General features: G+C 67.0%; 22 protein-coding genes and 1 tRNA gene. 9 read left to right on the top strand and 14 right to left on the bottom strand.

Features of this window, described 5'->3' with window-relative positions:
* Positions 1-118: 118 nt before the first annotated feature.
* The 9 genes from ACU6WZ_RS14145 to dnaA form a co-directional block, all read right to left on the bottom strand.
* Positions 119-192: transfer RNA gene (locus tag ACU6WZ_RS14145), tRNA-Ile, on the bottom strand.
* Positions 193-253: 61 nt separating this feature from the next.
* Entirely contained in the window at positions 254-856 is a 603-nt protein-coding gene (locus ACU6WZ_RS14150; protein WP_447033778.1) for a DUF3566 domain-containing protein, read from the bottom strand.
* Positions 857-949: 93 nt separating this feature from the next.
* Complete coding sequence (gyrA, locus tag ACU6WZ_RS14155; protein WP_447033780.1) at positions 950-3,604, bottom strand: DNA gyrase subunit A; 2,655 nt, start codon at positions 3,602-3,604, stop codon at positions 950-952.
* Positions 3,605-3,659: 55 nt separating this feature from the next.
* Complete coding sequence (gene gyrB / locus ACU6WZ_RS14160) at positions 3,660-5,726, bottom strand: DNA topoisomerase (ATP-hydrolyzing) subunit B (RefSeq protein WP_447033781.1); 2,067 nt, start codon at positions 5,724-5,726, stop codon at positions 3,660-3,662.
* 456 nt (positions 5,727-6,182) lie between these two features.
* On the bottom strand, positions 6,183-6,779 hold the full coding sequence (locus ACU6WZ_RS14165; RefSeq protein ID WP_447033783.1) for a DciA family protein: 597 nt from the start codon (positions 6,777-6,779) through the stop codon (positions 6,183-6,185).
* Positions 6,776-7,906: a DNA replication/repair protein RecF gene (gene recF, locus ACU6WZ_RS14170; RefSeq protein ID WP_447033785.1), complete on the bottom strand. Its 1,131-nt coding sequence runs from the start codon at positions 7,904-7,906 to the stop codon at positions 6,776-6,778. The genes ACU6WZ_RS14165 and recF overlap by 4 nt, the downstream gene beginning before the upstream one ends.
* Positions 7,907-7,936: 30 nt before the next feature.
* Entirely contained in the window at positions 7,937-8,815 is an 879-nt protein-coding gene (gnd, locus tag ACU6WZ_RS14175) for a phosphogluconate dehydrogenase (NAD(+)-dependent, decarboxylating) (RefSeq protein WP_447033786.1), read from the bottom strand.
* Positions 8,816-8,881: 66 nt separating this feature from the next.
* Positions 8,882-10,012, bottom strand: coding sequence for a DNA polymerase III subunit beta (gene dnaN / locus ACU6WZ_RS14180; protein ID WP_447033787.1), 1,131 nt, complete (start codon positions 10,010-10,012; stop codon positions 8,882-8,884).
* Positions 10,013-10,830: 818 nt separating this feature from the next.
* Complete coding sequence (dnaA, locus tag ACU6WZ_RS14185) at positions 10,831-12,591, bottom strand: chromosomal replication initiator protein DnaA (RefSeq protein ID WP_447033788.1); 1,761 nt, start codon at positions 12,589-12,591, stop codon at positions 10,831-10,833.
* A gap of 382 nt (positions 12,592-12,973) precedes the next feature.
* Here dnaA and rpmH point away from each other — a divergent pair, with 382 nt between their 5' ends.
* The 9 genes from rpmH (at position 12,974) to ACU6WZ_RS14230 (ending at position 19,807) form a co-directional block, all read left to right on the top strand.
* Positions 12,974-13,111 (top strand): 50S ribosomal protein L34, encoded by a 138-nt coding sequence (gene rpmH / locus ACU6WZ_RS14190; RefSeq protein WP_078606731.1) that lies wholly within the window; start codon positions 12,974-12,976, stop codon positions 13,109-13,111.
* Positions 13,112-13,129: 18 nt separating this feature from the next.
* Positions 13,130-13,504, top strand: a complete 375-nt coding sequence (gene rnpA / locus ACU6WZ_RS14195; RefSeq protein ID WP_447028414.1) for a ribonuclease P protein component — start codon at positions 13,130-13,132, stop codon at positions 13,502-13,504.
* A complete protein-coding gene (gene yidD / locus ACU6WZ_RS14200) occupies positions 13,501-13,842 on the top strand; it encodes a membrane protein insertion efficiency factor YidD (RefSeq protein WP_447028416.1) in 342 nt (113 codons plus the stop codon). Before rnpA ends, yidD begins: the two co-directional genes overlap by 4 nt.
* Positions 13,843-13,845: 3 nt before the next feature.
* Positions 13,846-15,096, top strand: a complete 1,251-nt coding sequence (gene yidC, locus ACU6WZ_RS14205) for a membrane protein insertase YidC (RefSeq protein ID WP_447028418.1) — start codon at positions 13,846-13,848, stop codon at positions 15,094-15,096.
* Positions 15,097-15,111: 15 nt separating this feature from the next.
* Positions 15,112-15,624: a Jag family protein gene (locus ACU6WZ_RS14210; protein WP_447028419.1), complete on the top strand. Its 513-nt coding sequence runs from the start codon at positions 15,112-15,114 to the stop codon at positions 15,622-15,624.
* Between the two features lie 105 nt (positions 15,625-15,729).
* The gene (rsmG, locus tag ACU6WZ_RS14215) at positions 15,730-16,446 is read left to right on the top strand and encodes a 16S rRNA (guanine(527)-N(7))-methyltransferase RsmG (protein WP_447028420.1); all 717 of its coding nucleotides are present in this window, start codon (positions 15,730-15,732) and stop codon (positions 16,444-16,446) included.
* Positions 16,447-16,700: 254 nt separating this feature from the next.
* Complete coding sequence (locus ACU6WZ_RS14220) at positions 16,701-17,795, top strand: ParA family protein (RefSeq protein ID WP_447034036.1); 1,095 nt, start codon at positions 16,701-16,703, stop codon at positions 17,793-17,795.
* Positions 17,792-18,886 carry a ParB/RepB/Spo0J family partition protein gene (locus ACU6WZ_RS14225; RefSeq protein ID WP_447028421.1) on the top strand — a complete coding sequence of 365 codons (1,095 nt, stop codon included), beginning with the start codon at positions 17,792-17,794 and terminating at the stop codon, positions 18,884-18,886. Before ACU6WZ_RS14220 ends, ACU6WZ_RS14225 begins: the two co-directional genes overlap by 4 nt.
* Before the next feature lie 303 nt (positions 18,887-19,189).
* Positions 19,190-19,807, top strand: a complete 618-nt coding sequence (locus tag ACU6WZ_RS14230) for a GNAT family N-acetyltransferase (RefSeq protein ID WP_447028423.1) — start codon at positions 19,190-19,192, stop codon at positions 19,805-19,807.
* 73 nt (positions 19,808-19,880) lie between these two features.
* Here the strand turns inward: ACU6WZ_RS14230 and trxA are convergent, their stop codons facing one another.
* The 5 genes from trxA to ACU6WZ_RS14255 form a co-directional block, all read right to left on the bottom strand.
* Positions 19,881-20,228, bottom strand: coding sequence for a thioredoxin (gene trxA, locus ACU6WZ_RS14235; protein ID WP_447028424.1), 348 nt, complete (start codon positions 20,226-20,228; stop codon positions 19,881-19,883).
* A gap of 46 nt (positions 20,229-20,274) precedes the next feature.
* Positions 20,275-21,249: a thioredoxin-disulfide reductase gene (gene trxB / locus ACU6WZ_RS14240; RefSeq protein WP_447028425.1), complete on the bottom strand. Its 975-nt coding sequence runs from the start codon at positions 21,247-21,249 to the stop codon at positions 20,275-20,277.
* Positions 21,250-21,371: 122 nt separating this feature from the next.
* Positions 21,372-22,271, bottom strand: a complete 900-nt coding sequence (locus ACU6WZ_RS14245; protein ID WP_447028427.1) for an RsmA family anti-sigma factor — start codon at positions 22,269-22,271, stop codon at positions 21,372-21,374.
* The gene (gene sigM, locus ACU6WZ_RS14250) at positions 22,268-22,972 is read right to left on the bottom strand and encodes an RNA polymerase sigma factor SigM (RefSeq protein ID WP_447028429.1); all 705 of its coding nucleotides are present in this window, start codon (positions 22,970-22,972) and stop codon (positions 22,268-22,270) included. Before sigM ends, ACU6WZ_RS14245 begins: the two co-directional genes overlap by 4 nt.
* Positions 22,973-23,000: 28 nt before the next feature.
* Positions 23,001-24,734 (bottom strand): protein kinase family protein, encoded by a 1,734-nt coding sequence (locus tag ACU6WZ_RS14255; RefSeq protein ID WP_447028430.1) that lies wholly within the window; start codon positions 24,732-24,734, stop codon positions 23,001-23,003.
* Positions 24,735-24,809 lie beyond the last annotated feature (75 nt).

The raw sequence follows: 24,809 nt of genomic DNA on the forward strand, positions 1-24,809 counted from the left end.
CCACGCCCGCACCACAGACGCGCACCACTCGTACCGCACACACCACGCGCACCGCACACGCAGAAGGCCCGGTAGATCTTCCGATCTACCGGGCCTTCGACCTTTGTCAGGTCCGCGGTGGGGCTAACAGGATTTGAACCTGTGGCCTCATCCTTATCAGGGATGCGCTCTAACCAACTGAGCTATAGCCCCGCGCTGCCCCTGAAGATTAGCGCACCTCAGGGGCAGTACCAAAATCGGTTCCGCCCGCTTCCTACTCGTCCTCGGCGAGCGTCAGCTCGACCCCGCCGACGAAGCCGGCCGACAGGTTGTAGATGAAAGCACCGAGGGTCGCGAGCGCCGTCGCGAGCACCACGTCGATCATCGCGATGACCGAGGTGAAGATCAACACGCGCGGCAGCGAGAGGAAGGACTGCAGGTCGAAGCCGTTGCTCTCGTTGGAGCCCGTGGCCTCGCTGATCGTCCCGCCAACCGTGGAGAAGACACCCATGGCATCCATGACCATCCACAGCACCGCTGACGCGACCACCGTGCAGATGCCCAGCGCGATGGAGAGCAGGAAGCTCACCTTCATCACCGACCACGGGTCGGCCTTGGCCACCCGCAGCCGGGCCTTGCGCGTACGCGGCGTCGTACGCGCACCGGTTCTCGGCAGCCGCACCGCGGCCGCGTCCGAGGCCTGGCCCGTACGCTGCTGCCCGCCCTGCGTACCATCGCCCTGCGGCGAGGGGTACGCCTGCGGCGGGTGATACGGCTGGGCGGACTGGCCCTGGCCCCGCTGCTCACGCTCACTGGGCAGCGGCCCATTGCCGTACGCGTCGTAACTCTGGGGCTGGGCCCCTCGGGTATCGGTCACAGTCCCCCCCTGGGAGTCCGCGGCAGAGCCACGGACACCGGGTGCTCCAGCTCCGGAAGCGGCCGCTCCGGCGCCCGTGGCTCCACTCACGCTTTACTCCTCGTGCTCCCCGGCCGAAGGCTCCGTGCCCTCGGCGGACGAAGGCTCTACGCCCTCGACGGATTCGGCAACCCCGGCCGCAGCGCCTTCGGCCACATCGGCGTCGGCCCCCGGGGGACCTCCGACCTCTTCGGCCTCGCGGCCGGCCTCGGCGTTACGAGCGATACCGACGACGGCATCGCGCTTACCCAGATTGATCAGTTGGACGCCCATGGTGTCACGGCCCGTCTCCCTGACTTCGTTGACTCGCGTGCGAATCACACCACCGCCGAGCGTGATGGCGAGGATCTCGTCCGTCTCCTCGACCACCAGCGCGCCGACCAGCAACCCACGGTCCTCCACGATCTTGGCGGCCTTGATGCCGAGGCCACCGCGACCCTGGACGCGATACTCGTCGACGGGAGTCCGCTTCGCGTACCCGCCGTCAGTGGCAGTGAACACGAACGTACCCGCCCGCACCACATTCATCGAGAGCAGCTCGTCGCCTTCACGGAAACTCATGCCCTTCACACCGGATGTCGCCCGCCCCATCGGCCGCAGCGCGTCGTCGGTCGCGGTGAAGCGGATCGACTGCGCCTTCCTGCTGACCAGCAGAAGATCGTCCTCGGCCGACACCAGCTCCGCGCCGATCAGCTCGTCGTCGCCGCCGGCCGGGGTCTCCCGCAGATTGATCGCGATGACGCCGCCCGCACGGGGCGAGTCGTAGTCCTTCAGCGACGTCTTCTTCACCAGACCACCCTTGGTGGCCAGGATCAGATACGGCGCAGCCTCGTAGTCGCGGATCGCGAGGATCTGCGCGATCTGCTCGTCCGGCTGGAACGCCAGCAGGTTCGCGACGTGTTGCCCGCGCGCATCGCGGCCCGCGTCCGGCAGCTCGTACGCCTTCGCCCGGTACACCCGGCCCTTGTTCGTGAAGAACAGCAGCCAGTGGTGGGTCGTCGACACGAAGAAGTGGTCGACGATGTCGTCCTCCTTCAGCTTCGTGCCGCGCACCCCCTTGCCGCCGCGCTTCTGCGACCGGTAGTCGTCGGTCTTCGTACGCTTCACATAGCCGCCACGCGAGATCGTGACGACGATGTCCTCCTCGGCGATCAGGTCCTCGATGGACATGTCACCGTCGAAGGGCACCAGCTTCGAGCGCCGGTCGTCACCGAACTTGTCGACGATCGCCGCCAGTTCCTCGCTGATGATCTGCCGCTGACGCTCCGGCGAAGCGAGAATCGCGTTGTACTCGTTGATCTTCGTCTGCAGCTCGTCGTGCTCGGCGACGATCTTCTGACGCTCCAGAGCCGCCAGCCGGCGCAGCTGCATCTCCAGGATCGCGTTCGCCTGGATCTCATCGATCTCCAGCAGGCCCATCAGGCCCTCACGCGCCACGTCGACCGTCTGGCTGCGCCGGATCAGCGCGATGACCTCGTCGATCGCGTCCAGCGCCTTGAGCAGGCCGCGCAGGATGTGCGCCCGCTCCTCCGCCTTGCGCAGCCGGAACCGGGTGCGCCGGACGATGACCTCGATCTGGTGGGCCACCCAGTGACGGATGAACGCGTCGAGCGACAGCGTGCGCGGCACCCCGTCGACCAGCGCCAGCATGTTCGCGCCGAAGTTGGTCTGCAGATCGGTGTGCTTGTAGAGGTTGTTCAGGACGACCTTCGCGACCGCGTCCCGCTTCAGCACGATCACCAGACGCTGACCGGTCCGCGAAGACGTCTCGTCACGGACGTCCGCGATGCCGCCGACCTTGCCGTCCTTCACCAGGTCCGCGATCTTCTGCGCCAGGTTGTCCGGATTCGTCTGGTACGGAAGCTCCGTGACCACCAGGCACTGGCGGTTCTGGATCTCCTCGACCGCCACCACCGCGCGCATCGTGATCGAGCCGCGGCCCGTCCGGTACGCCTCCTCGATGCCCTTACGGCCCACCACCAGCGCACCCGTCGGGAAGTCGGGGCCCTTGATGCGCTCCATCAGCGCGTCCAGCAGCTCCTCGTGACCCGCCTCCGGGTTCTCCAGGAACCACTGCGCGCCGGCCGCCACCTCCCGCAGGTTGTGCGGCGGAATGTTGGTGGCCATACCGACCGCGATACCCGCCGAACCGTTGATCAGCAGGTTCGGGAAGCGCGCCGGCAAAACCGTCGGCTCCTGGTTGCGGCCGTCGTAGTTGTCCTGGAAGTCGACGGTCTCCTCGTCGATGTCCCGGACCATCTCCATGGCCAGCGGCATCATCTTGCACTCGGTGTAGCGCATCGCCGCGGCCGGGTCGTTGCCCGGAGAGCCGAAGTTGCCGTTGGAGTCCACCAGCGGCATCCGCATCGACCAGTGCTGCGCGAGGCGCACCAAGGCGTCGTAGATCGACGAGTCGCCGTGCGGGTGGTACGTACCCATGACGTCACCGACGACACGGGCGCACTTGTAGAAGCCCTTCTCGGGCCGGTAACCGCCGTCGTACATCGCGTACAGCACCCGGCGGTGCACGGGCTTCAGGCCGTCCCGCACGTCGGGCAGCGCGCGCGAGACGATGACGGACATCGCGTAGTCGAGGTAGGAGCGCTGCATCTCCGTCTCGAGCCCCACAGGCTCGACACGCATGCCCACACCCTCGACGGGGGGCACCTCTTCAGGGGTCACGGGCACAGGGGTGTTCTCGTCGGCCATTGCTGGTCAAAGTCCTTTCGAGCTGCGGCTGCGGCTGATGGCGTGCACGGCCGACTCAGATGTCGAGGAAGCGGACGTCCTTGGCGTTGCGCTGGATGAACGAGCGCCGCGCCTCGACGTCCTCACCCATCAGCACCGAGAACAGATCGTCGGCCTGCGCCGCGTCGTCCAGCGTCACCTGGCCGAGGACCCGGTGATCCACATCCATGGTGGTGATGCGCAGCTCCTCGGCGTTCATCTCACCGAGCCCCTTGAAGCGCTGGATCGAGTCCTCACGGACCCGCTTGCCGTTCTGCTTGCCGAGCTCCACCAGGGCGTCGCGCTCACGGTCCGAGTACGCGTACTCGAAGTCGTCCCGACCCCACTTGATCTTGTACAGCGGCGGGCGCGACAGGTAGACGTGCCCCGCCTCGACCAGCGGCCGCATGAAGCGGAACAGGAACGTCAGAAGCAGCGTGTTGATGTGCTGACCGTCGACATCGGCGTCCGCCATCAGAATGATCTTGTGATAGCGGAGCTTCTCGATATCGAAGTCCTCGTGCACACCCGTACCGAAAGCACTGATCAGCGCCTGCACTTCGGTGTTCTGCAGGACCTTGTCGATCCGCGCCTTCTCGACGTTCAGGATCTTGCCGCGGATCGGCAGAATCGCCTGGTACATCGGATTACGGCCCGACTTCGCACTGCCGCCGGCCGAGTCGCCCTCGACGATGAAGATCTCGCACTGCGTCGGATCGTTCGACTGGCAGTCACTCAGCTTGCCCGGCAGCGAAGCCGACTCCAGCAGACCCTTACGACGTGTCAGATCCCGCGCCTTACGAGCCGCCACCCGCGCCGTAGCCGCCTGGATCGCCTTGCGGATGATGTCCGCGGCCTCGTTCGGATTCCGGTCGAACCAGTCGTTGAGGTGCTCGTGCACGACCTTCTGCACGAAGGTCTTCGCCTCAGTGTTGCCCAGCTTGGTCTTCGTCTGGCCCTCGAACTGCGGCTCACCCAGCTTCACCGAGATGATCGCCGTCAGACCCTCACGGATGTCCTCACCCGCGAGATTGTCGTCCTTCTCGCGCAGGAACTTCTTCTCCCGCGCGTAACGGTTCACCAGACCCGTCATCGCCGCACGGAAACCCTCCTCGTGCGTACCGCCCTCATGCGTGTGGATCGTGTTCGCGAACGAGTACACACCCTCCGTGTACTGCGAGTTCCACTGCATCGCGATCTCGACCGAGAGCAGGCGCTCCCTGTCCTCGGCCTCGACATCGATCACCGTCGGGTGGATCAGCTCACCCTTGCGCGAGTTCAGGTACTTCACGAAGTCGACGATGCCGCCCTCGTAGTGGTACGACACCGTACGGACCTGGTCGTCCTCCGTACCGTCCGCCGTGTCCGCCCCCGCCACGGCCTTCGCGGACTCCCGCTCGTCCGTCAGGTTCAGCGTCAGGCCCTTGTTGAGGAACGCCATCTCCTGGAAACGCCGCGACAGCGTCTCGAAGGAGTACTCCGTCGTCTCGAAGACATCAGGGTCGGCCCAGAACGTCACCGACGTACCGGACTCCCCCGTCGCCTCGTTCTGCGCCAGCGGCGCCGTCGGCACACCCAGCTTGTAATCCTGCGACCAGTGGAAACCGTCCCGCCTGACCTCGACAGCCAACTTCGACGACAGCGCGTTCACGACGGACACACCCACACCGTGCAGACCGCCGGAGACGGCGTAACCGCCACCGCCGAACTTGCCGCCCGCGTGCAGAACCGTCAGCACGACCTCCACGGCCGGCTTGTTCTCCGACGGCACGATGTCGACCGGGATACCGCGGCCGTTGTCGATCACACGCACCCCGCCGTCCGGCAGGATCGTGACGTCGATCGTGTCCGCGTGCCCGGCCATGGCCTCGTCGACAGAGTTGTCGACGACCTCTTGCACCAGGTGATGAAGCCCACGCTCACCGGTCGAGCCGATGTACATGCCAGGCCGCTTGCGGACCGCGTCCAGGCCCTCAAGGACGGTGATCGCGCTGGCGTCATAGGCCGCCGAGACGACGGCCTCGCCGCCCTCGCCGGGAGTGGACGTAATGATCTCGTTGGGGTCGCCGGAATCGGCCACGAAGCGCCCTTTCTGGCACAGCACAAGCCGAGACCGCGACAAACGGGACCGGCTGCGTCGTTCTGTATAAGTCGACGTGTCCCGCAAGCGAGCGGGATTGTGCACCAGTCTACCGGTAGCTCGGACACTCATGGGGGCTTGCCGGTCCCTGAGTACGCATGTGCCGCTCTCAACCGGCGCCATCCGACTCCCCATATCCGGGAAGGGGCTCCAAGAGGCTCACACGGGCATTCAGCGCTTCGGCTGTCAACCCACCGCTACCGTGAGGGACACCTCACACATACGCCCCCCACTTCAGAAGCTGTTGTCCCACGCCCGCTGGGCTCGGAACGTCTGGCACGGCCGCTCGCGGCGTTGCCAAAACGCCCTCATATCCCCGCTATGAGGACACTCCGGCGCCTTGCGATCGACCGCACCAGACGCCCAGAGCTGATCCAGCGGGAGCCCAAGCTGATCCAGCGGGAGTGGGACAACAGCTTCTCAGCCGTACGTATCCCCAGGACCAGTGCTCCCCGGAGCACGCAACGCACCGAAACGACGCGGCGGCCCACCCGGCCCCCACACCTTGATCATCCGCACCGTGTCCCGGCCCAGATCATCGTTCAACCGCCGCAGCAGATCCCGCTGCATCAACCGCAACTGCGTCGCCCACGCCGTCGAATCGCACTGCACCGTCAGAACCCGCTCGTCCTCGTCATACCGCTGCGGCACACAGTGCTTCGCCAGATCACCGCCCACAATCTCCGGCCACCGGCCCATCACCCCACCCACCGCCATCGGCATCTCCCAGCCGCGCTCGGTCTTCAACCGGTCCAGCGCCGCCCCCAACGCCAGCGGATCACGACCGTCCGCCCCCGACCCCGACCGCAGCCCACCACCACGTCTCGACTGCTTCTTCTGCTGCGCCGCAGCGCCCCGCGCCCGCGCCTGCTCCTTCGCCGCACGCAACGCCACCCGCGCCAGATCCACCCCCGACGCCTGGGGGCCGGATGCCTGGGGGCCCGACGCCTCAAAACCACCAGCGCCCGCCGAGCCAGCCGCACCCCCCTCAGCGTGCTTCCCAGCCGACTCACTCATACCCGCGCCACCTCGCCACCGGACACCTCGAACCGCGCACCCGCCAGCACACCCGGCACATCGTCATCCACCGCAGCCGTCACCAGCACCTGCTCACCCGGCGCCACCAGCTCAGCCAGCCGCTCCCGCCGCCGCGCGTCCAGCTCCGCGAAGACATCGTCGAGCACCAGCACCGGCTCAGGGCCCTCAGCCCGCAGCAAGTCGTACGACGCCAGCCGCAGCGACAACGCGAACGACCACGACTCACCATGACTCGCATAGCCCTTCGCCGGCATCTGCCCCAGCTTCAGAACCAGATCGTCACGGTGCGGACCGACCAAAGTCACACCCCGCTCGATCTCCTGCTTCCGCGCATCCGCCAACGCCGCGACCAACATCGCGTACAGCTCCTCGCGGGACTGCCCCGCCTGCGGGCCGCCCCCCACCGAACTGCGGTACTCCAGCGCCAGCGGACCCCCGCCCGGCGCCAGCTGCTCGTACGCCTTGTCCGCCATCGGCTGCAACACCGCGATCAGATCAAGCCGCTGCGCCAACAGCTCCGCACCCACCTGCCCCAAATGCTGATCCCACACATCGAGCGTCGACATGTCCATCGACCGCCCGCCGTGCCGACGCGCCATCGCCGCCGACTTCAACAGCGTGTTGCGCTGCTTCAGCACCCGCTCGTAGTCCGAGCGCACCCCCGCCATCCGCGGCGAACGCGCCGTGACCAGCTCGTCCAGGAACCGTCGGCGCTCACCCGGATCACCCTTCACCAGCGCCAGATCCTCCGGCGCGAACAGCACCGTCCGAACGATCCCCAGCACATCCCGCGGCCTGACCTGCGACGACCGGTTGATCCTGGCCCGATTGGCCCGGCCCGGATTCAGCTCCAGCTCCACCAGCTGCTGCCGCTCGCCCTGCGTCACCGCCGCCCGGACGACCGCCCGCTCCGCGCCCACCCGCACCAGCGGCGCGTCGGAGGCCACCCGGTGACTGCCGAGCGTCGCCAGATAGCCGACCGCCTCGACCAGATTCGTCTTGCCCTGCCCGTTCGCCCCCACGAACGCGGTGACGCCCGGATCAAGAGGGACCTCGACCCGGGCGTACGAGCGGAAGTCGGCCAGCGACAGATGCGTGACATGCATGGTGTACGCCGACCTTCTCCCAGCTTGGAACTACTTCTTCGCCTCGACCGCGTGACCACCGAACTGATTGCGCAGGGCGGCGATCATCTTCATCTGCGGCGAGTCGTCCTGACGCGACGCGAACCGGGCGAAGAGCGAAGCCGTGATGGCGGGCAGGGGCACCGCGTTGTCGATCGCCGCCTCCACCGTCCAGCGGCCCTCACCCGAGTCGGACGCGAACCCGCGGAGCTTCTCCAGGTGCTCGTCGTCGTCCAGCGCGTTGACCGCCAGGTCCAGCAACCAGGAACGGATGACCGTGCCCTCCTGCCAGGACCGGAAGACCTCACGCACATCGGTGACGGAGTCGACCTTCTCCAGCAGCTCCCAGCCCTCGGCGTACGCCTGCATCATGGCGTACTCGATGCCGTTGTGAACCATCTTCGCGAAGTGACCGGCACCCACCTTGCCCGCGTGCACCGACCCGAAGTCCCCCTCGGGCTTCAGCGCGTCGAAGACCGGCTGCACCTTCGCGACGCTCTCGGCGTCGCCGCCGTACATCAGCGCGTAGCCGTTCTCCAGGCCCCAGACACCGCCCGACACACCGCAGTCGACAAAGCCGATGCCCTTGATGCCGAGCTCCACCGCGTGCTTCTCGTCGTCCGTCCAGCGGGAGTTCCCGCCGTCCACCACGACGTCACCGGGCTCCAGCAGCTGAGCCAGCTCGTCGACCGTGGACTGCGTCGCGGCACCGGACGGCACCATCACCCACACCACACGCGGGCCCTTGAGCCGGCCCACAAGCTCGTCGAGGCTGTGGACATCGGCAACATCCGGGTTGCGGTCGTACCCGATGACGGTGTGGCCTGCGCGGCGGATGCGTTCACGCATGTTGCCGCCCATCTTGCCGAGACCGACGAGACCGAGCTCCATCAGAGATTCCTTAAGCGTTGTGGCGATTCGTACGCGGAACCGAGCCTACGCCCGGCCCTGAGCTCATCAGCCGGAGAGACGCACCGGCATGATCAGGTACTTGTACGCCTCGTCCGCCTCGGCATCCACCGCGGGCCTGCCGCTGAGCAGCGCCGGCTTGGTGGACGTCGTGAAGGAGAGCTGGGCGACCGGCGAGTCGATCGCGCTGAGCCCGTCCAGCAGGAACGTCGGGTTGAAGGCGATCGAGATGTCGTCGCCGTCAAGGTTCGCGTCGACGCGCTCCACAGCCTGTGCGTCGTCGCTGGATCCCGCCTCGAGGATCAGCACGCCCTGCTCGAAACTGAGCCGCACCGGGGTGTTCCGCTCGGCGACCAGGGCAACTCGCTTGACGGCCTCGACGAAGGGGGCGGTCTCGATCACGGCGATCGAGTTGAACTCGGTCGGGAAGAGCGTCCGGTATTTCGGCAGGTCACCCTCGAGCAGCCGCGTCGTCGTACGCCGACCCGCACCCTCGAAACCGATCAGGCCCTCACCGGCGCCCGAGCTGGAAAGGGCGATCGTCACGGTGTCACCGCTGGTCAGCGCCTTGGCGGTGTCCAGCAGCGTCTTGGCCGGCACCAGGGCGACGGCGGAGGCATCCGGGTTCTCCGGCTTCCACCGGAACTCGCGGACCGCGAAGCGGTAGCGGTCGGTGGAGGCCAGCGTGACGGTGTCGCCCTCGATCTCGATACGCACGCCGGTGAGCACGGGCAGCGTGTCGTCGCGCCCGGCGGCGATGGCGACCTGGGCGGCTGCGGAAGCGAAGACCTCACCGGGAACGGTTCCGGTCGCGGTCGGCATCTGCGGCAGCGCCGGGTACTCCTCCACCGGAAGCGTGTGGAGGGTGAACCGGGAGGAGCCGCAGGCCACGGTTGCCCGTACACCGTCTGTGGAAATCTCGACCGGCCGGTTCGGCAGCGCCCGGCAGATGTCGGCGAGGAGCCGGCCGGAGACGAGAACGGTGCCGTCGTCCTCGATGTCGGCCTCGACCGAGACCCGCGCTGAGACCTCGTAGTCGAAGCCGGAGATGCTCAGAGCACCCTCCTCCGCCTTCAGCAGAAGGCCGGCGAGGACCGGCACCGGCGGACGGGCCGGGAGACTGCGGGCCGTCCAGGCCACCGCCTCGGCGAGTACATCGCGCTCCACCCGGATCTTCACCGGAACCGCCTCCTGCTTGTTGCTGGCTCGCTCTGCTGGCCGTCGTCGTCTGGCTGTGTTGCCGGGCACCAGTCTGACGCACGGCACCGACAGTCGGTGCGGCTCGGGGTCAAGTCGTGGCGGGACGCGTCGGAGGCTCCGGGCTCAAGTTGTGCACAGGCCCTTCTTCCAAGCGAATTTCGGGCTAACTCTAAGTGGGAGTAGTAGTAGGGGCTGTGGAAACGGTGGATAACCCTGTTTTCGCAGCTCAGACCCACTTTTTTGTCCACCGCGCCTGTGGGCGGAACCGGTGGACAACTCGGTGTTTCTGTGGACGCCCGAAAGTTACACACAGCCCATGCACAGGCAGGGCCGACTTCTCCCCAGCGCCGTCCCCAGCTTTGCCCACGTTCCCCACAGCCCAACCCGGGCTCTCGGTGTGACCGCTTTCACTCGACCCGGTGAGCGCGCGTGTTTCGTTGCCGAACAGTGGACAGGCATGTGGATTAGCTGTGCACAAGATGGCCCTGCCTGTGGGCGGCCGGTGGACAACCAAGTGAGCCCCCTGTGGACGGATTTTCTGTCCACAGCCTGTGGATGTCGCTTGACCACAAATCCACAACCACCTGACCTGGGGTGATGAAGCCTCAGGAAGCGCACCTGTGGACTCATTCTGGACAACTTGGAGGATCCCCAGGGTGTGGACGGACCATCCTGTCCTCTTCTGTGGAGAACACGGTCCGGCGGGCACGTAATCGAACACCGGGGTCGCCGGAAACGGCGAAGGGCGCCCCGGATTTCGTCCCGGGGCGCCCTTCGGGCCGCTGTGTGAGCCGCTGTCAGCCGTTCTTGATGCGGTTTGTGAGCTCGGTGACCTGGTTGTAGATGGAGCGCCGCTCGGCCATCAGCGCGCGGATCTTGCGGTCGGCGTGCATCACGGTCGTATGGTCGCGGCCGCCGAACTGGGCGCCGATCTTGGGCAGCGAGAGGTCGGTCAGCTCACGGCACAGGTACATCGCGATCTGCCGGGCCGTGACGAGTACCCGGCTGCGTGACGATCCGCAGAGGTCCTCCACGGTCAGCCCGAAGTAGTCCGCGGTCGCTGCCATGATCGCGCCGGCCGTGATCTCGGGAGCGGCGTCCTCGCCGCCCGGGATGAGGTCCTTGAGGACGATCTCGGTGAGCCCGAGGTCGACCGGCTGCCGGTTGAGCGAGGCGAACGCCGTCACCCGGATCAGTGCGCCCTCCAGCTCACGGATGTTGCGCGAGATCCGGGACGCGATGAACTCCAGCACCTCCGGCGGGGCGTTGAGCTGCTCCTGCACGGCCTTCTTGCGGAGAATCGCGATGCGCGTCTCCAGCTCGGGCGGCTGTACGTCGGTGGTCAGACCCCACTCGAAGCGGTTGCGCAGCCGGTCCTCCAGAGTTACCAGCTGCTTGGGCGGCCGGTCCGAGGACAGCACGATCTGCTTGTTGGCGTTGTGGAGCGTATTGAAGGTGTGGAAGAACTCCTCCTGAGTCGACTCCTTGCTCGCGAGGAACTGGATGTCGTCGACCAGCAGGATGTCCACGTCCCGGTAGCGCTTGCGAAAGGCGTCGCCCTTGCCGTCGCGGATCGAGTTGATGAACTCGTTGGTGAACTCCTCGGAGCTCACGTAGCGCACCCGGGTACCCGGGTAGAGGCTGCGCGCGTAGTGACCGATGGCGTGCAGCAGGTGGGTCTTGCCGAGGCCCGACTCCCCGTAGATGAAGAGCGGGTTGTACGCCTTCGCCGGCGCTTCGGCCACCGCGACGGCCGCCGCGTGAGCGAAGCGGTTGGAGGATCCGATGACGAAGGTGTCGAAGAGGTACTTCGGATTGAGGCGGGCATGTGGTTCCCCGGGACCCGGCGCGGAAGGCTGCGCGGTCAGGGGACCGGGGGCGCCGCCTGCCTGCGGCAGGTTGGAGCCGGGGCCGCCGCCCCGGTGCGGGGCGGGCTGGTCCTGGTGGTCGCGGCGCTCGTGCCGTTCCTGCCGGTCGTGCCGGTCGTGGCGGGGGGACGGGTCGTAGTGCGGCTGCTCGTACTGCTGGTGCTCGGGCCCCTGCTGCCGGTAGTCGTGCTGCGGCGGCCGGCCGGTGTACGGGTCGCGCTCCTGGTAGCCGCCGAGACGCGGCTGCTGCCAGCCGTGGTCCTCCGGGGGGAGGCGCGGCCAGGAGCCCTGGTCGTGGCGGGGCTGCCGGTAGTCGGGGTACGCGGGCCTGGCGGTCGGCAGGTCGTCGGCCGGGGGCCGGTGTCCGTAACTGTCGTACGTGTCGTGCGGGGGCGGCTGCTGCGGGGCGGGCTCCGCAGCCGAGTCGTCGACGGTGATCGCGATCCGGATGGGGCGGCCGCACTCGCGGCTCAGCGTCTCGCTGATGAGGGGAGCGAGCCGGCCTTCGAGTACGCGCTTGCCCCACTCGTTGGGCACGGCGAGCAGCGCGGTGTCGGCGACCAGGGCGAGGGGTTGGCAGCGTTCGATCCACTGCTTGTCCTTGGGCTCGATGCCCTGCTGGCCCTCTCCGAGGAGATGCTCCAGCACGCGTGGCCACACTGCGGCAAGATCGGCAGGTACGTCAGCCACAGGGGGCACGCTCTCTCACAGGTCCCACGAAGGTGTGGTTCTGGGACGGGATGGTCTTGGGACGGGATGGTAAGGACAGGCAAGGACACAACGGATAAGAATCCAAGTTCAGCCACGGTAGTCGCGGCGGCTCGCGAGGTTCAAGTTGTTGTCCACAGGCTGTGTACAGCGGAGCCCGGTCAGGGGCCGGTTTGACCGAATGACGCAGCCGCGCGTACCGTAACCAGGTCGAGTTGTCGATGGCTGCTGCCGCCTGCCTCCGATGGGCAAGATCACGGTCTGTGATCGTGAAGCGGTGCACACGGGCGTTGCGAGCTTCCTCGTGGGCGCACGGTGACAGCCAGGCGATGTCCCGCCACCACACCACTTCTGGAGCCCCCGAGTGAGCAAGCGCACCTTCCAGCCGAACAACCGTCGTCGCGCCAAGACCCACGGTTTCCGCCTTCGCATGCGCACCCGCGCCGGTCGCGCGATCCTCGCGACTCGCCGCGGCAAGGGCCGCACGCGCCTTTCCGCCTGATCACCTACAGGTCATGACGTGCTGCCTACCGAGAATCGGCTGAGGCGGCGCGAGGACTTCGCGACCGCGGTACGCCGAGGACGCCGGGCCGGCCGCCCGCTCCTCGTCGTCCACCTTCGCAACAGCGGTGCAACGGACCCGCACGCGCCTGGGGAGAGCGTTCCCCAGCCGCGTGCGGGTTTCGTCGTGAGCAAAGCTGTCGGCAACGCGGTGGTGCGCAACCTGGTGAAGCGCAGGCTGCGTCATCTGGTCCGTGATCGCTTGTCTGAGCTGCCCCCCGGTAGCCTGGTTGTAGTACGGGCATTGCCCGGAGCCGGTGATGCCGACTATGCACAGCTGGCCCGAGACCTGGACGCCGCTCTTCAGCGGCTGCTGGGAGGGGGTGCGCGATGAAGTACCCGCTGCTGGCTCTGATCAAGCTGTACCAGTGGACGATCAGTCCGTTGCTGGGGCCGGTGTGCCGGTACTACCCGTCGTGCTCTCACTACGGGTTCACGGCCATCGACCGGCACGGCGCGGTGAAGGGCACGGGCCTGACCGCCTGGCGGATTCTGCGGTGCAATCCGTGGTCGCCGGGCGGTGTGGACCACGTCCCACCGCGCAGACGTCCGCGTTGGCACGAAGCGCTGCGCAACGCGTGGAGCGGCAACCGCGGCAGCAAGGGCGGGCAGCACTCCGCCGCTGAGATCGACCCGGCCGCAGAGACCTCGCCCAATGCTCAAGGAGCCTGATTAGTGGACACGATTGCCAGTCTGTTCAGCTTTATCACCACCCCAGTTTCCTGGGTCATCGTTCAGTTCCACACGATGTACGGGGCGCTCTTCGGGCCCGACACGGGCTGGGCCTGGGGCCTGTCGATCGTGTCTCTCGTGGTGTTGATCCGGATCTGTCTGATTCCGCTGTTCGTCAAGCAGATCAAGTCGACGCGTGGCATGCAGGCGCTCCAGCCTGAGATGAAGAAGATCCAGGAGCGCTACAAGAACGACAAGCAGCGTCAGTCCGAAGAGATGATGAAGCTGTACAAGGAGACGGGTACCAACCCGTTGTCCTCGTGCCTTCCCATCCTGGCGCAGTCGCCGTTCTTCTTCGCCCTGTACCACGTGCTTTCCAGCATCGCCTCGGGAAAGACCGTCGGCGTCATCAATGACTCGCTGCTGGCGAGCGCGCGTGAGGCGCATATCTTCGGCGCTCCGCTGGCCGCGAAGTTCACGGACAGCGCGGCGGACATGGTGAAGTTCGACGCCTCTCTGGTCGATGTCCGCGTCATCACCGCCATCATGATCATCCTGATGTCGGCGTCGCAGTTCTACACGCAGCGCCAGCTGATGACGAAGAACGTCGACCTGACGGTCAAGACGCCGTTCATGCAGCAGCAGAAGATGCTGATGTACATCTTCCCGGTCATGTTCGCCGTCATGGGCATCAACTTCCCCGTCGGTGTCCTCGTCTACTGGCTGACCACCAACGTGTGGACCATGGGCCAGCAGATGTACGTGATCCACGGGAATCCGACGCCGGGCAGCAAGGCCCAGTCGCTTCTGCTGGAGCGGATGCAGAAGTCGATCCTCAAGCACGGCAAGGTGCGAAGCCGCCGTGAGCGCAACGTCGTGAAGCAGATCGCGGCCAAGGGCCGCGAGCGCAATGACGCCGAGCGCAAGTTCGTCAAGGGCCTGGGTATGGCGCGGCTGACCGTTCAGCCGGACGGCACCGTGGCCAAGGGCGAGCCGGTGGTCGAGGCCGAGGACGGTACGACGCCGGAGGCTGGTCCGAAGCGGCAGCAGCCGAAGCGCCAGAGCAAGGCGCAGCGACAGTCGGGCACTGAGTCCTTGGCGAAGCCTTCGCTCCAGAAGCCCTCTCTGGAGAAGGCCGATCCGCAGGACGACAAGCCCACGACGGCCGGCAAGCCTGCCGGCGGTTCAGCACGCCAAGCCAAGCCGGGGCAGCGCAAGGGCCAGCAGCGGCCCAAGCACCCGTCCAAGAAGTAATAAGGAGCCCATTCCGTGACGGAAGGCACTATCGCCGCGCCCGCTGAGGCCGGTGACACACTCACCCGCCTTGAGCAGGAAGGTGAGATCGCGGCCGATTACCTCGAAGGTCTGCTCGACATCACCGACCTCGACGGTGACATTGACATGGACGTCGAGGCCGATCGGGCCGCGGTTTCGATCATCAGTGACGCGGGCGGCCGCGATCTGCAGAAGCTCGTGGGCCGCGACGGTGAGGTGCTGGAGGCGCTTCAGGAGCTGACGCGTCTGGCCGTGAACCGTGAGACGGGGGATCGTAGCCGGCTGATGCTGGACATCGCTGGTTTCCGCGCCAAGAAGCGTGAGCAGCTGGCTGAGCTCGGCGCCAAGGCTGCGGACGAGGTGAAGAGCTTCGGTGAGCCGGTGCAGCTGGACCCGATGACGCCCTTCGAGCGCAAGGTCGTGCACGACGCGATCGCGGCCGCGGGTCTGCGTAGTGAGTCCGAGGGCGAGGAGCCGCAGCGCTTCGTCGTCGTACTCCCCGCCTGACCGGCGCGTTGTCTGTCGGCCCCGTCTGTTCGCAGGCGGGGCCGATCTTTGTCAGCCTGATAGTCAGCCACCAGTTCGGTAGCGCGGTACGGAAGGACGGTCCCCGTGACGGAGGAAGCAGAGCTTCCCCAGGCGCCTGAAGAGGCACGGGCGGTATTCGGTGAGTGCTTTCCAGCAGCCGTTCGCTATGCGGAGCTGCTTGCGGACGCGGGTGTGAAGCGCGGCCTGATTGGTCCTCGTGAGGTCCCGAGGCTGTGGGAGCGGCACCTGCTGAACTGCGCGGTGCTCTCCGAGGTGGTTCCCGAGGGGGTCACGGTCTGCGATGTGGGCTCGGGGGCGGGGCTGCCGGGTATTCCGCTGGCGCTTGTGCGTCCGGACTTGAAGATCACCTTGCTGGAGCCGTTGCTGCGGCGGACGAATTTCCTTCAGGAAGTCGTCGAGCTGCTGGGTCTCGATCATGTGACGGTGGTGCGCGGCCGGGCGGAGGAAGTCCTCGGGAAGCTCCCGCCGGTGCATGTGGTGACGGCTCGCGCCGTGGCGCCCCTGGACCGGCTGGCGGGCTGGGGGGTCCCTCTGCTGCGCCCCTACGGTCAGATGCTGGCGCTCAAGGGGGACACCGCCGAAGAGGAGCTCAAGGGCACCCGCGCCGCGCTGAGCAAGCTGGGCGTGGTGGAGACGGAAGTCCTGCACGTCGGGGAGGGCGTGGTGGACCCCATGTCCACGGTGGTGCGCGTGGAAGTAGGGGAGAGTCCGGGCGGGGTACGGTTCGCAGCGAAGCGGGCCAAGGCGGCCCGGACGGTGCGTACGCGCCGCCGTCGTTGATCAGCCCTGTCGATCACTGATGCTCCATACAAGCTGCCATAACGTACGCATTTCGGAGTGTCGTGAAGGCCTGACTGCGCCGCCGGTGCATCGTGTTTCACGTGAAACGTCGCTCTCTGCTGCATGGAATCATCAGCCGCGGTCGCGCGGCTGCCGCACCGCGCGACCGGAAGCCCGTGAGGGTTGCTGAGTTGTCCACACAGGTGGATTCCTCCACAGAAGAACGGGCCTCGCTGGTTCATGACCCCGAAAGCATGGCAGGCTCTGTGCATTGCGAGCCTGAAGTCGAGGAGAGTGAATCCTTGCGGTCCGACGCCAACATCGCGGGACCGATGACCGACCCGGTCCCCGGTCCCCGTACCCATTCGGCGGGGGAGGATGTTTCACGTGAAACACCGCCCCCGATGGACGACACTCCCATTGCCCGATCTGCCCAGTTGGCGGTGGAAGCTCTCGGCCGTGCCGGTGAGGGCCTGCCGCGGCCTGAGCAGACACGCATCATGGTGGTGGCCAACCAGAAGGGCGGCGTCGGGAAGACCACCTCGACGGTCAACCTGGCCGCATCGCTCGCCCTCCATGGGGCTCGCGTACTGGTCGTCGACCTCGACCCGCAGGGCAACGCGTCTACGGCGCTGGGCATCGATCATCACGCCGAAGTCCCTTCGATCTACGACGTCCTTGTGGACAGCCGGCCGCTCTCCGAAGTGGTGCAGCCAGTTCTGGACGTCGAAGGCCTCTTCTGCGCGCCGGCCACCATCGATCTCGCCGGTGCGGAGATCGAGCTGGTGTCGCTGGTGGCGCGGGAGAGCCGCTTGCAGCGGGCCATTCAGGCGTACGAGCAGCCGTTGGACTACATCCTCATCGATTGCCCGCCATCGCTGGGCCTGCTGACTGTCAACGCGCTGGTGGCCGGCGCCGAGGTGCTCATTCCCATCCAGTGCGAGTACTACGCGCTCGAGGGACTGGGGCAGCTTCTGCGGAACGTCGACCTGGTGCGAGGACATCTGAACCCCGACCTGCATGTGTCGACGATTCTGTTGACGATGTACGACGGCAGGACGCGCCTCGCGTCCCAGGTGGCCGATGAGGTGCGTACCCACTTCGCTAAGGAAGTACTCAGGACGAGCATCCCTCGGTCCGTGCGTATCTCGGAGGCGCCGAGCTACGGGCAGACCGTGCTCACCTACGACCCAGCGTCCAGCGGGTCGCTTTCGTACCTTGAGGCGGCACGTGAGATCGCGCTGCGGGGTGTCGGGGTGTACTACGACCCGAAGCACGCCCATCCGGGCAACCAGAACAGCCAGAACAGCGAGAACAGCCAGCAAAGCATGTCGGAGGGGAACCCGTGAGTGAGCGACGTAGAGGTCTGGGGCGTGGGCTCGGTGCGCTGATCCCTGCCGCCTCGCAGGAGAAGCCGGGACCCGTTGGCGGTGCTGCCTTGGCGGCCCCCGTAATGACTGCCGAGCGAGGGGTGGCAGCCGCGAAGGTCACCTCGCTGCCCGCGAGTACCGTTTCACGTGAAACGGAAACACCCGTTGAGGCGCCGGAGCCTGCAGAGCCGGAGACGGTGGCCGGGGCTCACTTTGCCGAGCTGCCGCTGGACTCCATCAAGCCGAACTCCCGGCAGCCGCGCGAGGTGTTCGACGGCGACGCACTGGCGGAACTGGTCACCTCCATCAAGGAAGTCGGCCTCCTTCAGCCTGTCGTCGTACGGCAGGTGGGGGACGAGCGCTTTGAGCTCATCATGGGCGAGCGGCGATGGCGCGCCTGCCGGGAAGCCGGCCTGGAGCGGATTCCGGCGATTGTCCGAGCTACGGACGACGAGAAGCTTCTTCTCGACGCGCTGCTGGAGAACCTGCACCGTGCACAGCTGAACCCGCTGGAAGAGGCTGCGGCGTACGATCAGCTTCTGAAGGACTTCAATTGCACGCATGACCAGCTGGCCGATCGGATCGGGCGTTCGCGTCCGCAGGTCTCCAACACGCTGCGCCTGCTGCGGCTCTCTCCTTCGGTGCAGCGCAGGGTCGCGGCGGGTGTGCTGTCCGCGGGGCATGCGCGGGCACTGCTTGCGGTCGATGACTCCGAGGAGCAGGATCGTCTGGCGCATCGCGTCGTGGCTGAGGGACTTTCGGTGCGTGCGGTCGAGGAGATCGTGACCCTGATGGGTTCAGGCCCGAAGAGTGCTCCCAAGGCGAAGGGGCCTCGGGCCGGAGCGCGACTGTCGCCGGCGCTGTCCGGTCTCGCCTCCCGGCTTTCCGACCGGTTCGAGACCCGGGTGAAGGTCGACCTCGGTCAGAAGAAGGGAAAGATCGTCGTCGAGTTCGCTTCGATAGACGATCTGGATCGCATCCTGGGGACGCTCGCCCCCGGGGAGGGACGGGTGATGGACCCGGCGCGCACCGCGCAAGACGTGGACGACGCGGAAGACGGAAAGAGCTGAGCTCCGAGAACCGTCGCAGGGCGGATCGTGCCTGGGCCTTACCCGAACACGGTCCGCCCTTTGCTCTCTCACGGTATCCGTCTGATCGCGGCCTGGATACGATGCGTTCTGGTATGTCGCATCCACCTTGGTTCACACTTCAGAGGGAGAGCGGGCCATGCGATCCGTGAGCCGCAGCCAATTGGTCACAGCGGGGCTGAGTGTCGGAGCGGTCGGCGGGTTCGTCGGCAGTCTCCTGCGAGAACGGGGTGCATTGGCTGCCGCTCGGAATGCGGCAGGCGAGGGAAGCGAGGATCAGGCTTCATGGGGCGTCGGCTCGTACCGCTCACGCTGGACAATCTTCAGGACCTCCCCAAGCGCTGCCGGTCCTGCGTCTTTTGGGAACTTGATCCGGTCGGTGGAGAAGCAGCGGTAAAGGCGGGCACTGCGGAGCTGGAGAAGGAAGCGTGGATCTCTGCTGTGCTGCTCGAGTGGGGCTCCTGCGGGCGCGTGGTCCACGTGGACGAGGTTCCGGTCGGCTTCGTGCTGTACGCGCCGCCTGCGTACGTGCCGCGGTCGACGGCTTTCCCTACCAGTCCGGTCTCGCCCGACGCTGTGCAGCTGATGACCGCGTGGATCATGCCGAGCTATCAGGGGCAGGGGCTGGGCCGGGTCATGGTGCAGACGGTGGCCAAGGATTTGCTGCAACGGGGATTCAAGGCCATTGAGGCATTCGGCAACGCCCGCTGGACAGAGCCGGCCTGCCTTCTGCCCGCTGATCACCTGCTTTCGGTCGGCTTCAAGACCGTACGTCCGCATCCGCTCCATCCCCGGCTCAGGCTGGATTTGCGGACAACGCTTTCCTGGAAGGAAGACGTCGAGCTAGCCCTCGACCGGTTGTTGGGGGCGGTTCAGAAAGAGCCGGCCTTGCGGCCTCTGTGACGAACACAAGCGCGTGTGGGCTTACCCCCAGGGGGTGAGCCCACACGCGTTTCACGTGAAACACGGCCGACGGTCAGGCCCTCGCGGCCTCGTTGCCGATGAAGTCCTCCAGGTCGCGGACGATAGCGGCCTTCGGCTTCGCGCCGACGATGGTCTTGGCGACCTCGCCGTTCTGGTAGACGTTCAGCGTCGGGATGGACATGACGCCGTACTTGGCGGCGGTGGCCGGGTTCTCGTCGATGTTGAGCTTGACGACCTCGATCTGCTCACCGTGCTCAGCCGCGATGGCTTCGAGCGACGGTGCGATCTGGCGGCACGGACCGCACCAGGCGGCCCAGAAGTCCACCAGGACAGGCTTGTCGTTCTTGAGGACGTCCTGCTCGAAGGAGTCGTCGGTCACGTTCTTCAGGGTGCCGGCCACGGCAGCCTCCTTAGCTTCATGTGGGGTGTGGGGTACGGAGGAAAGGTCAGGCGGTCGCGGTCTTCTCGGGCTCGGCCACCTTCTCGGTGTCGGCCAGGGCGGCAAGGAAACGCTCGGCGTCGAGCGCCGAAGAGCAACCCGTGCCCGCCGCAGTGATGGCCTGGCGGTAAGTGTGGTCGACGACGTCACCTGCCGCGAAGACGCCCGTGAGGTTGGTGCGGGTAGAGGGGGCGTCCACCTTCACGTACCCCTCGTCATCCAGCTCCAGCTGGCCCTTGAACAGCTCGGTACGCGGGTCGTGGCCCACGGCGATGAACAGTCCGGTTACGGGCAGCGCGCGGGTCTCGCCGGTCTTGGTGTCCCGCAGAGTCAGGCCCGCCAGCTTCTGGTCGCCCTGGAGCTCGGCGACTTCGCTGTCCCAGGCAAACTTGATCTTCGGGTCGGCGAAGGCGCGGTCCTGCATGGCCTTGGAGGCGCGCAGGGTGTCACGCCGGTGGACGATGGTGACGGACTTGGCGAAGCGGGAGAGGAAAGTGGCCTCTTCCATCGCGGTGTCGCCGCCACCGACGACAGCGATGTCCTGGTCCTTGAAGAAGAACCCGTCACAGGTGGCGCACCAGGAGACGCCGCGTCCGGAGAGGGCGTCCTCCTGGGGGAGACCGAGCTTGCGGTGCTGGGAGCCCGTCGTGACGATGATGGCCTTCGCGCGGTGGACGGTGCCAGCGGTGTCGGTGATCGTCTTGATGTCACCGCTGAGGTCGACGGACACCACGTCGTCAGGAACCAGCTCGGCGCCGAAGCGTTCGGCCTGAGCGCGCATGCTGTCCATCAGGTCGGGGCCCATGATGCCGTCGCGGAAGCCGGGGAAGTTCTCCACTTCGGTGGTGTTCATCAGCGCACCGCCTGCGGTCACAGCGCCCTCGAAGACCAGCGGCTTCAGCGACGCGCGCGCGGTGTACAGCGCGGCCGTGTAGCCGGCGGGCCCGGAGCCGATGATGATCACGTTTCGGACGTCGCTCACGGGTTACTTCCTCGTCTCTGCGGACTGCCAACTGCCTAGGGGCCTGTCTAGGACTCTCACCCCACCCAACGGATCCTACGGGGCATGCATTCCCGAGGTGTCCAGCCCCATTCCGGCGCGTGTCAGCGGCGAGGGTAGGCCTTCGTCAGCAGAACCTCGCCCTTGGCGGGTTGAGTCGCATCGACACAGGAGGCGTCGACGACGAAGGCCTGCACACGGGTGGGGTCGGTGGCGTGCGGCAGGATGACAAGGAAGGCGAATTTGCCGTCGTACGTCCCCACCTGTGCCGCGATCGGCACGGTGGTACGGCCCGTACCGACCTGGACGCACGGGGGGACATCCACCGCGGTTCCCCGCTTGGGGGAGTTGGGTTCACTCTCCAACGAGGGGCCGCCTTCGGCTGTCCTGTCCTGCGCCAGGGGCTGTTTGGCGATCATTTTCTGCACCCGGTCCTCGAGAGCGGACTCGGAGAACTCGGTTGCCGACTTCTTGGTGGCGGAAACCCCGCTGTCGCCGACGGACATCTCGCTGTCCGTCGGCCGGGCCGACTGCAGCAGGAGTACACCCAGGCCGATCGTGGCGGCGGCGAACCCGGCGCCGATGACGATGTTGTGGCGGCGGCGCCTCGCCCGGCTGTTTCTGCCGGGACCCGTGGTCGCGCGCGGGTGACCGGCCGGGCGGTCTGCGTTGGTGACGGGTTCGCCGGCCGGGGCTGCGGGCGCTGTTTCACGTGAAACATGTGCGCCCGCTTCCGGCGCTGCAGCCCCGGGGAGGGCTTGGTGGGCCTCGGCGGCCAGGGCCTCGTCAATGCGGTCGATGACATCCGCGGGCATCGGGTGCGGCCCGGAGAGTGTGCCGAGCAGTTCACGGATCTCGTGCAGGGAAGTCTCGACGTCGGCACACAGGGCGCACCCGTCCAGGTGGAGGCGCAGATCTGCCGCGCGCGAAAAGGAGAGGGCGCCCTCGGCGAGATCGGAAATCTCCGAGACGTCCGGGTGCCGGACCGTTTCGTTCGATGTCATGCGCGTCCACCTCCGCCCTTCGCAGCAGCAGGATCACTGGATCCCGTGTCTTTTGGTTCCGATGCCGGTGGGACGGATGCTCCGGGCGTCCGGTTCCTTCTCCCGCCGCCGTCGCTGCTCTCCCCGGCATCCCTACGCAGATGCGCGAGGAGTGGCAGGAGCCGGGCCCTGCCGCGCGCGCAGCGACTCTTCACCGTCCCGGTGGGCACATCAAGGACCCGGGCTGCCTCTGCCACGGGATAACCCTGCATGTCGACGAGGACCAGCGCCGCACGCTGCTCGGCCGGCAAGGTGGCCAGGGCCGTGATGAGTTGCCGGTGCAGATCCTGACGCTCGACGGGCGCTGCTGCGGACTCGTGCGGTTCGAGGAGTTGGTCCAGGCGATCGGCGTCGTCGACGGGAGAGGTCTTGCGGGAGGAGGCCTTGCGCATCCGGTCGAGACAGGCGTTGACCGTGATGCGGTGCAGCCAGGTGGTGACGGCGGACTGACCGCGGAACGTGTGAGCGGCCCGGTAGGCGGACACCAGGGCGTCCTGAACCGCGTCGGCGGCTTCCTCACGGTCTCCGATGGTGCGCAGCGCCACTGCCCACAGGCGGTCGCGGTGGCGACGTACCAGCTCACCGAAGGCGTCCGCGTCGCCTTCGACGTGACGGGCCAGGAGGTCCTGGTCGTCAGCGTCGCTGAGTGAGACGTTGTCCACTGGTGAGCCCCCTCCCCTGCCGGCTGCGTCAGCCCATGAATTTCACATCGGTGATGGCCTGCCTGTGACCGGCCTGGCTGAATCCGTCGGCCGGTGCCAGCGGCATGGCGGTGAGCCAGACCAGTACGTAGCGGGTCTTCGCCGGTTTGTCGGCTGTCGGTTTCGCGGTGGTGCCGCTGGTGGTCGTGGTGGCGATCTTTCTCATCGACTCGACCGGTGTAGACGACGACGTGGAGTCAGCGGCGTAGAGGGTGACCGTCGTGTGGTCGCCGGCGTAGCCCAGCGCTATCGACGCGGCTGACACGTCCTTGTCGGATCCGAGGTCGTAGACGATGCCGACACCCTTCTTCACGGAAGGGGCCAGGTCAGGTCCGTCTATGTACCGCTTGGTGCGCCAGTACGAGGACCCGTCGTCGTCGTAGGTCTTGGGGACGTCGACCGCGTTCTGGGGCAGGCCGTCCGGGTAGTACTCCTGGGCGCCTTGGATCGCGATCGTTTTGGGGGCCTTGGGCTTGTTGCCGCCGCTGCCTTCGCCGTCGTTGGTCTTCGGCTCGGACGTGCCGGGGCCCTCGGAGCCCTTGCGGTCCAGCAGGGTGTCGGCGAGCTGCCAGCTGCCGAGGCCGAGCGCGGCAATCAGCAGCGCGGCCACGCCCCACTTGAGGGCCTTGCCGGTGCGGCCCTGCAGCGGGTGGGGAGGGACGATCGTGACCGGCTGCGTGACGGGGGCCCCGGGGTGCGGGCCCGGCCTGCCGTAGGTGCCCTGCTGGTACGTGGTGCGCTGGTACTCGGGCGGAGCGGTGAAGGTCGGCTCCGGCGGACGGATGCGGGGCATCGCCGCTACCGCCTTGGCCAGCTCGTCGGGGGTCGTGCAGGGCGGTTCCTGCCGCGAGGCGGTGGCGCCGTCGTTGACCAGGGCCCGCATGCACAGTTCCGAGAGGCCCCGGTGGATGCCTGCCCGCACCTGGTCGGGCGCGATCAGGCCGACGCCCTTGGGCAGGCCGGACAGGCCGTACGCGTCGCGCTCGTAGGGCCAGCGCTGGGTGAGGGTGGCGTACAGAAGGGCGCCGATGGCCTCGGTGTCGGTGCGCTGTGGCCGGTCGGAGGTGATGCCGCGCAGGGCTGCGTTCACCGCGAGTCCGCGGATCCGGTACTGGCCCGAGGATGTCCTCAGGATGGCTCCGGGGGTGAGCTTGAGGTGGGCGAGTCCCTCGCGGTGAGCGGCTGCCATGGCTTGGGAGACCTGGCTGACGAGCTGATATGCCTCGTGCGCCTCGAGTGGACCGATGGCCAGCAGCGCTGTCAGCTCGGTGGCGTCCGGAAGCCACTCGTGAACGACGTAGACGAGATCGTTCTCCTCCACCGCGTCCAGGACCTGGACGAAGCGTGGGTCGCCGAGCAGCGCCGAGGAGCGGGCTGCGGCGAGCACCGACCGGGCGCGCGGGTGGTGGGCCGGCAGCAGGTGAACACCCACTGCGCGACGCAGTTTCTCGTCGACCGCGCGCCAACTGCTGAAACCGTCCAGACGGGTGACGCATTCTTCGAGTCGGTAGCGTCGGGCGAGCTTGTGCCCGCTGTGCAGCTCGGGTGTGGCGACGGTGGGCGCTGTGCCTTGGTGCTCCACCTCCGCGTCGCCCTTGTTCTCGTCCGCTTGCTGCTGGGCTTTTGCCACCCCGTCGGCCGTGGCCTTGTCCGCCTTGGCGGACAGCGGCTCATCGCCGCTGTTATCGGCCACGTCGACGGCAGCCGTGCTACGTTCCGCCACCGTCGTTCCTGCCTCCCCATCCGATGCACGCTGTTGAACAGCCATGCCAATTGTGCCCACAGTCCGGCGCTATGC

The sequence above is a fragment of the Streptomyces hypolithicus genome (assembly GCF_052934925.1).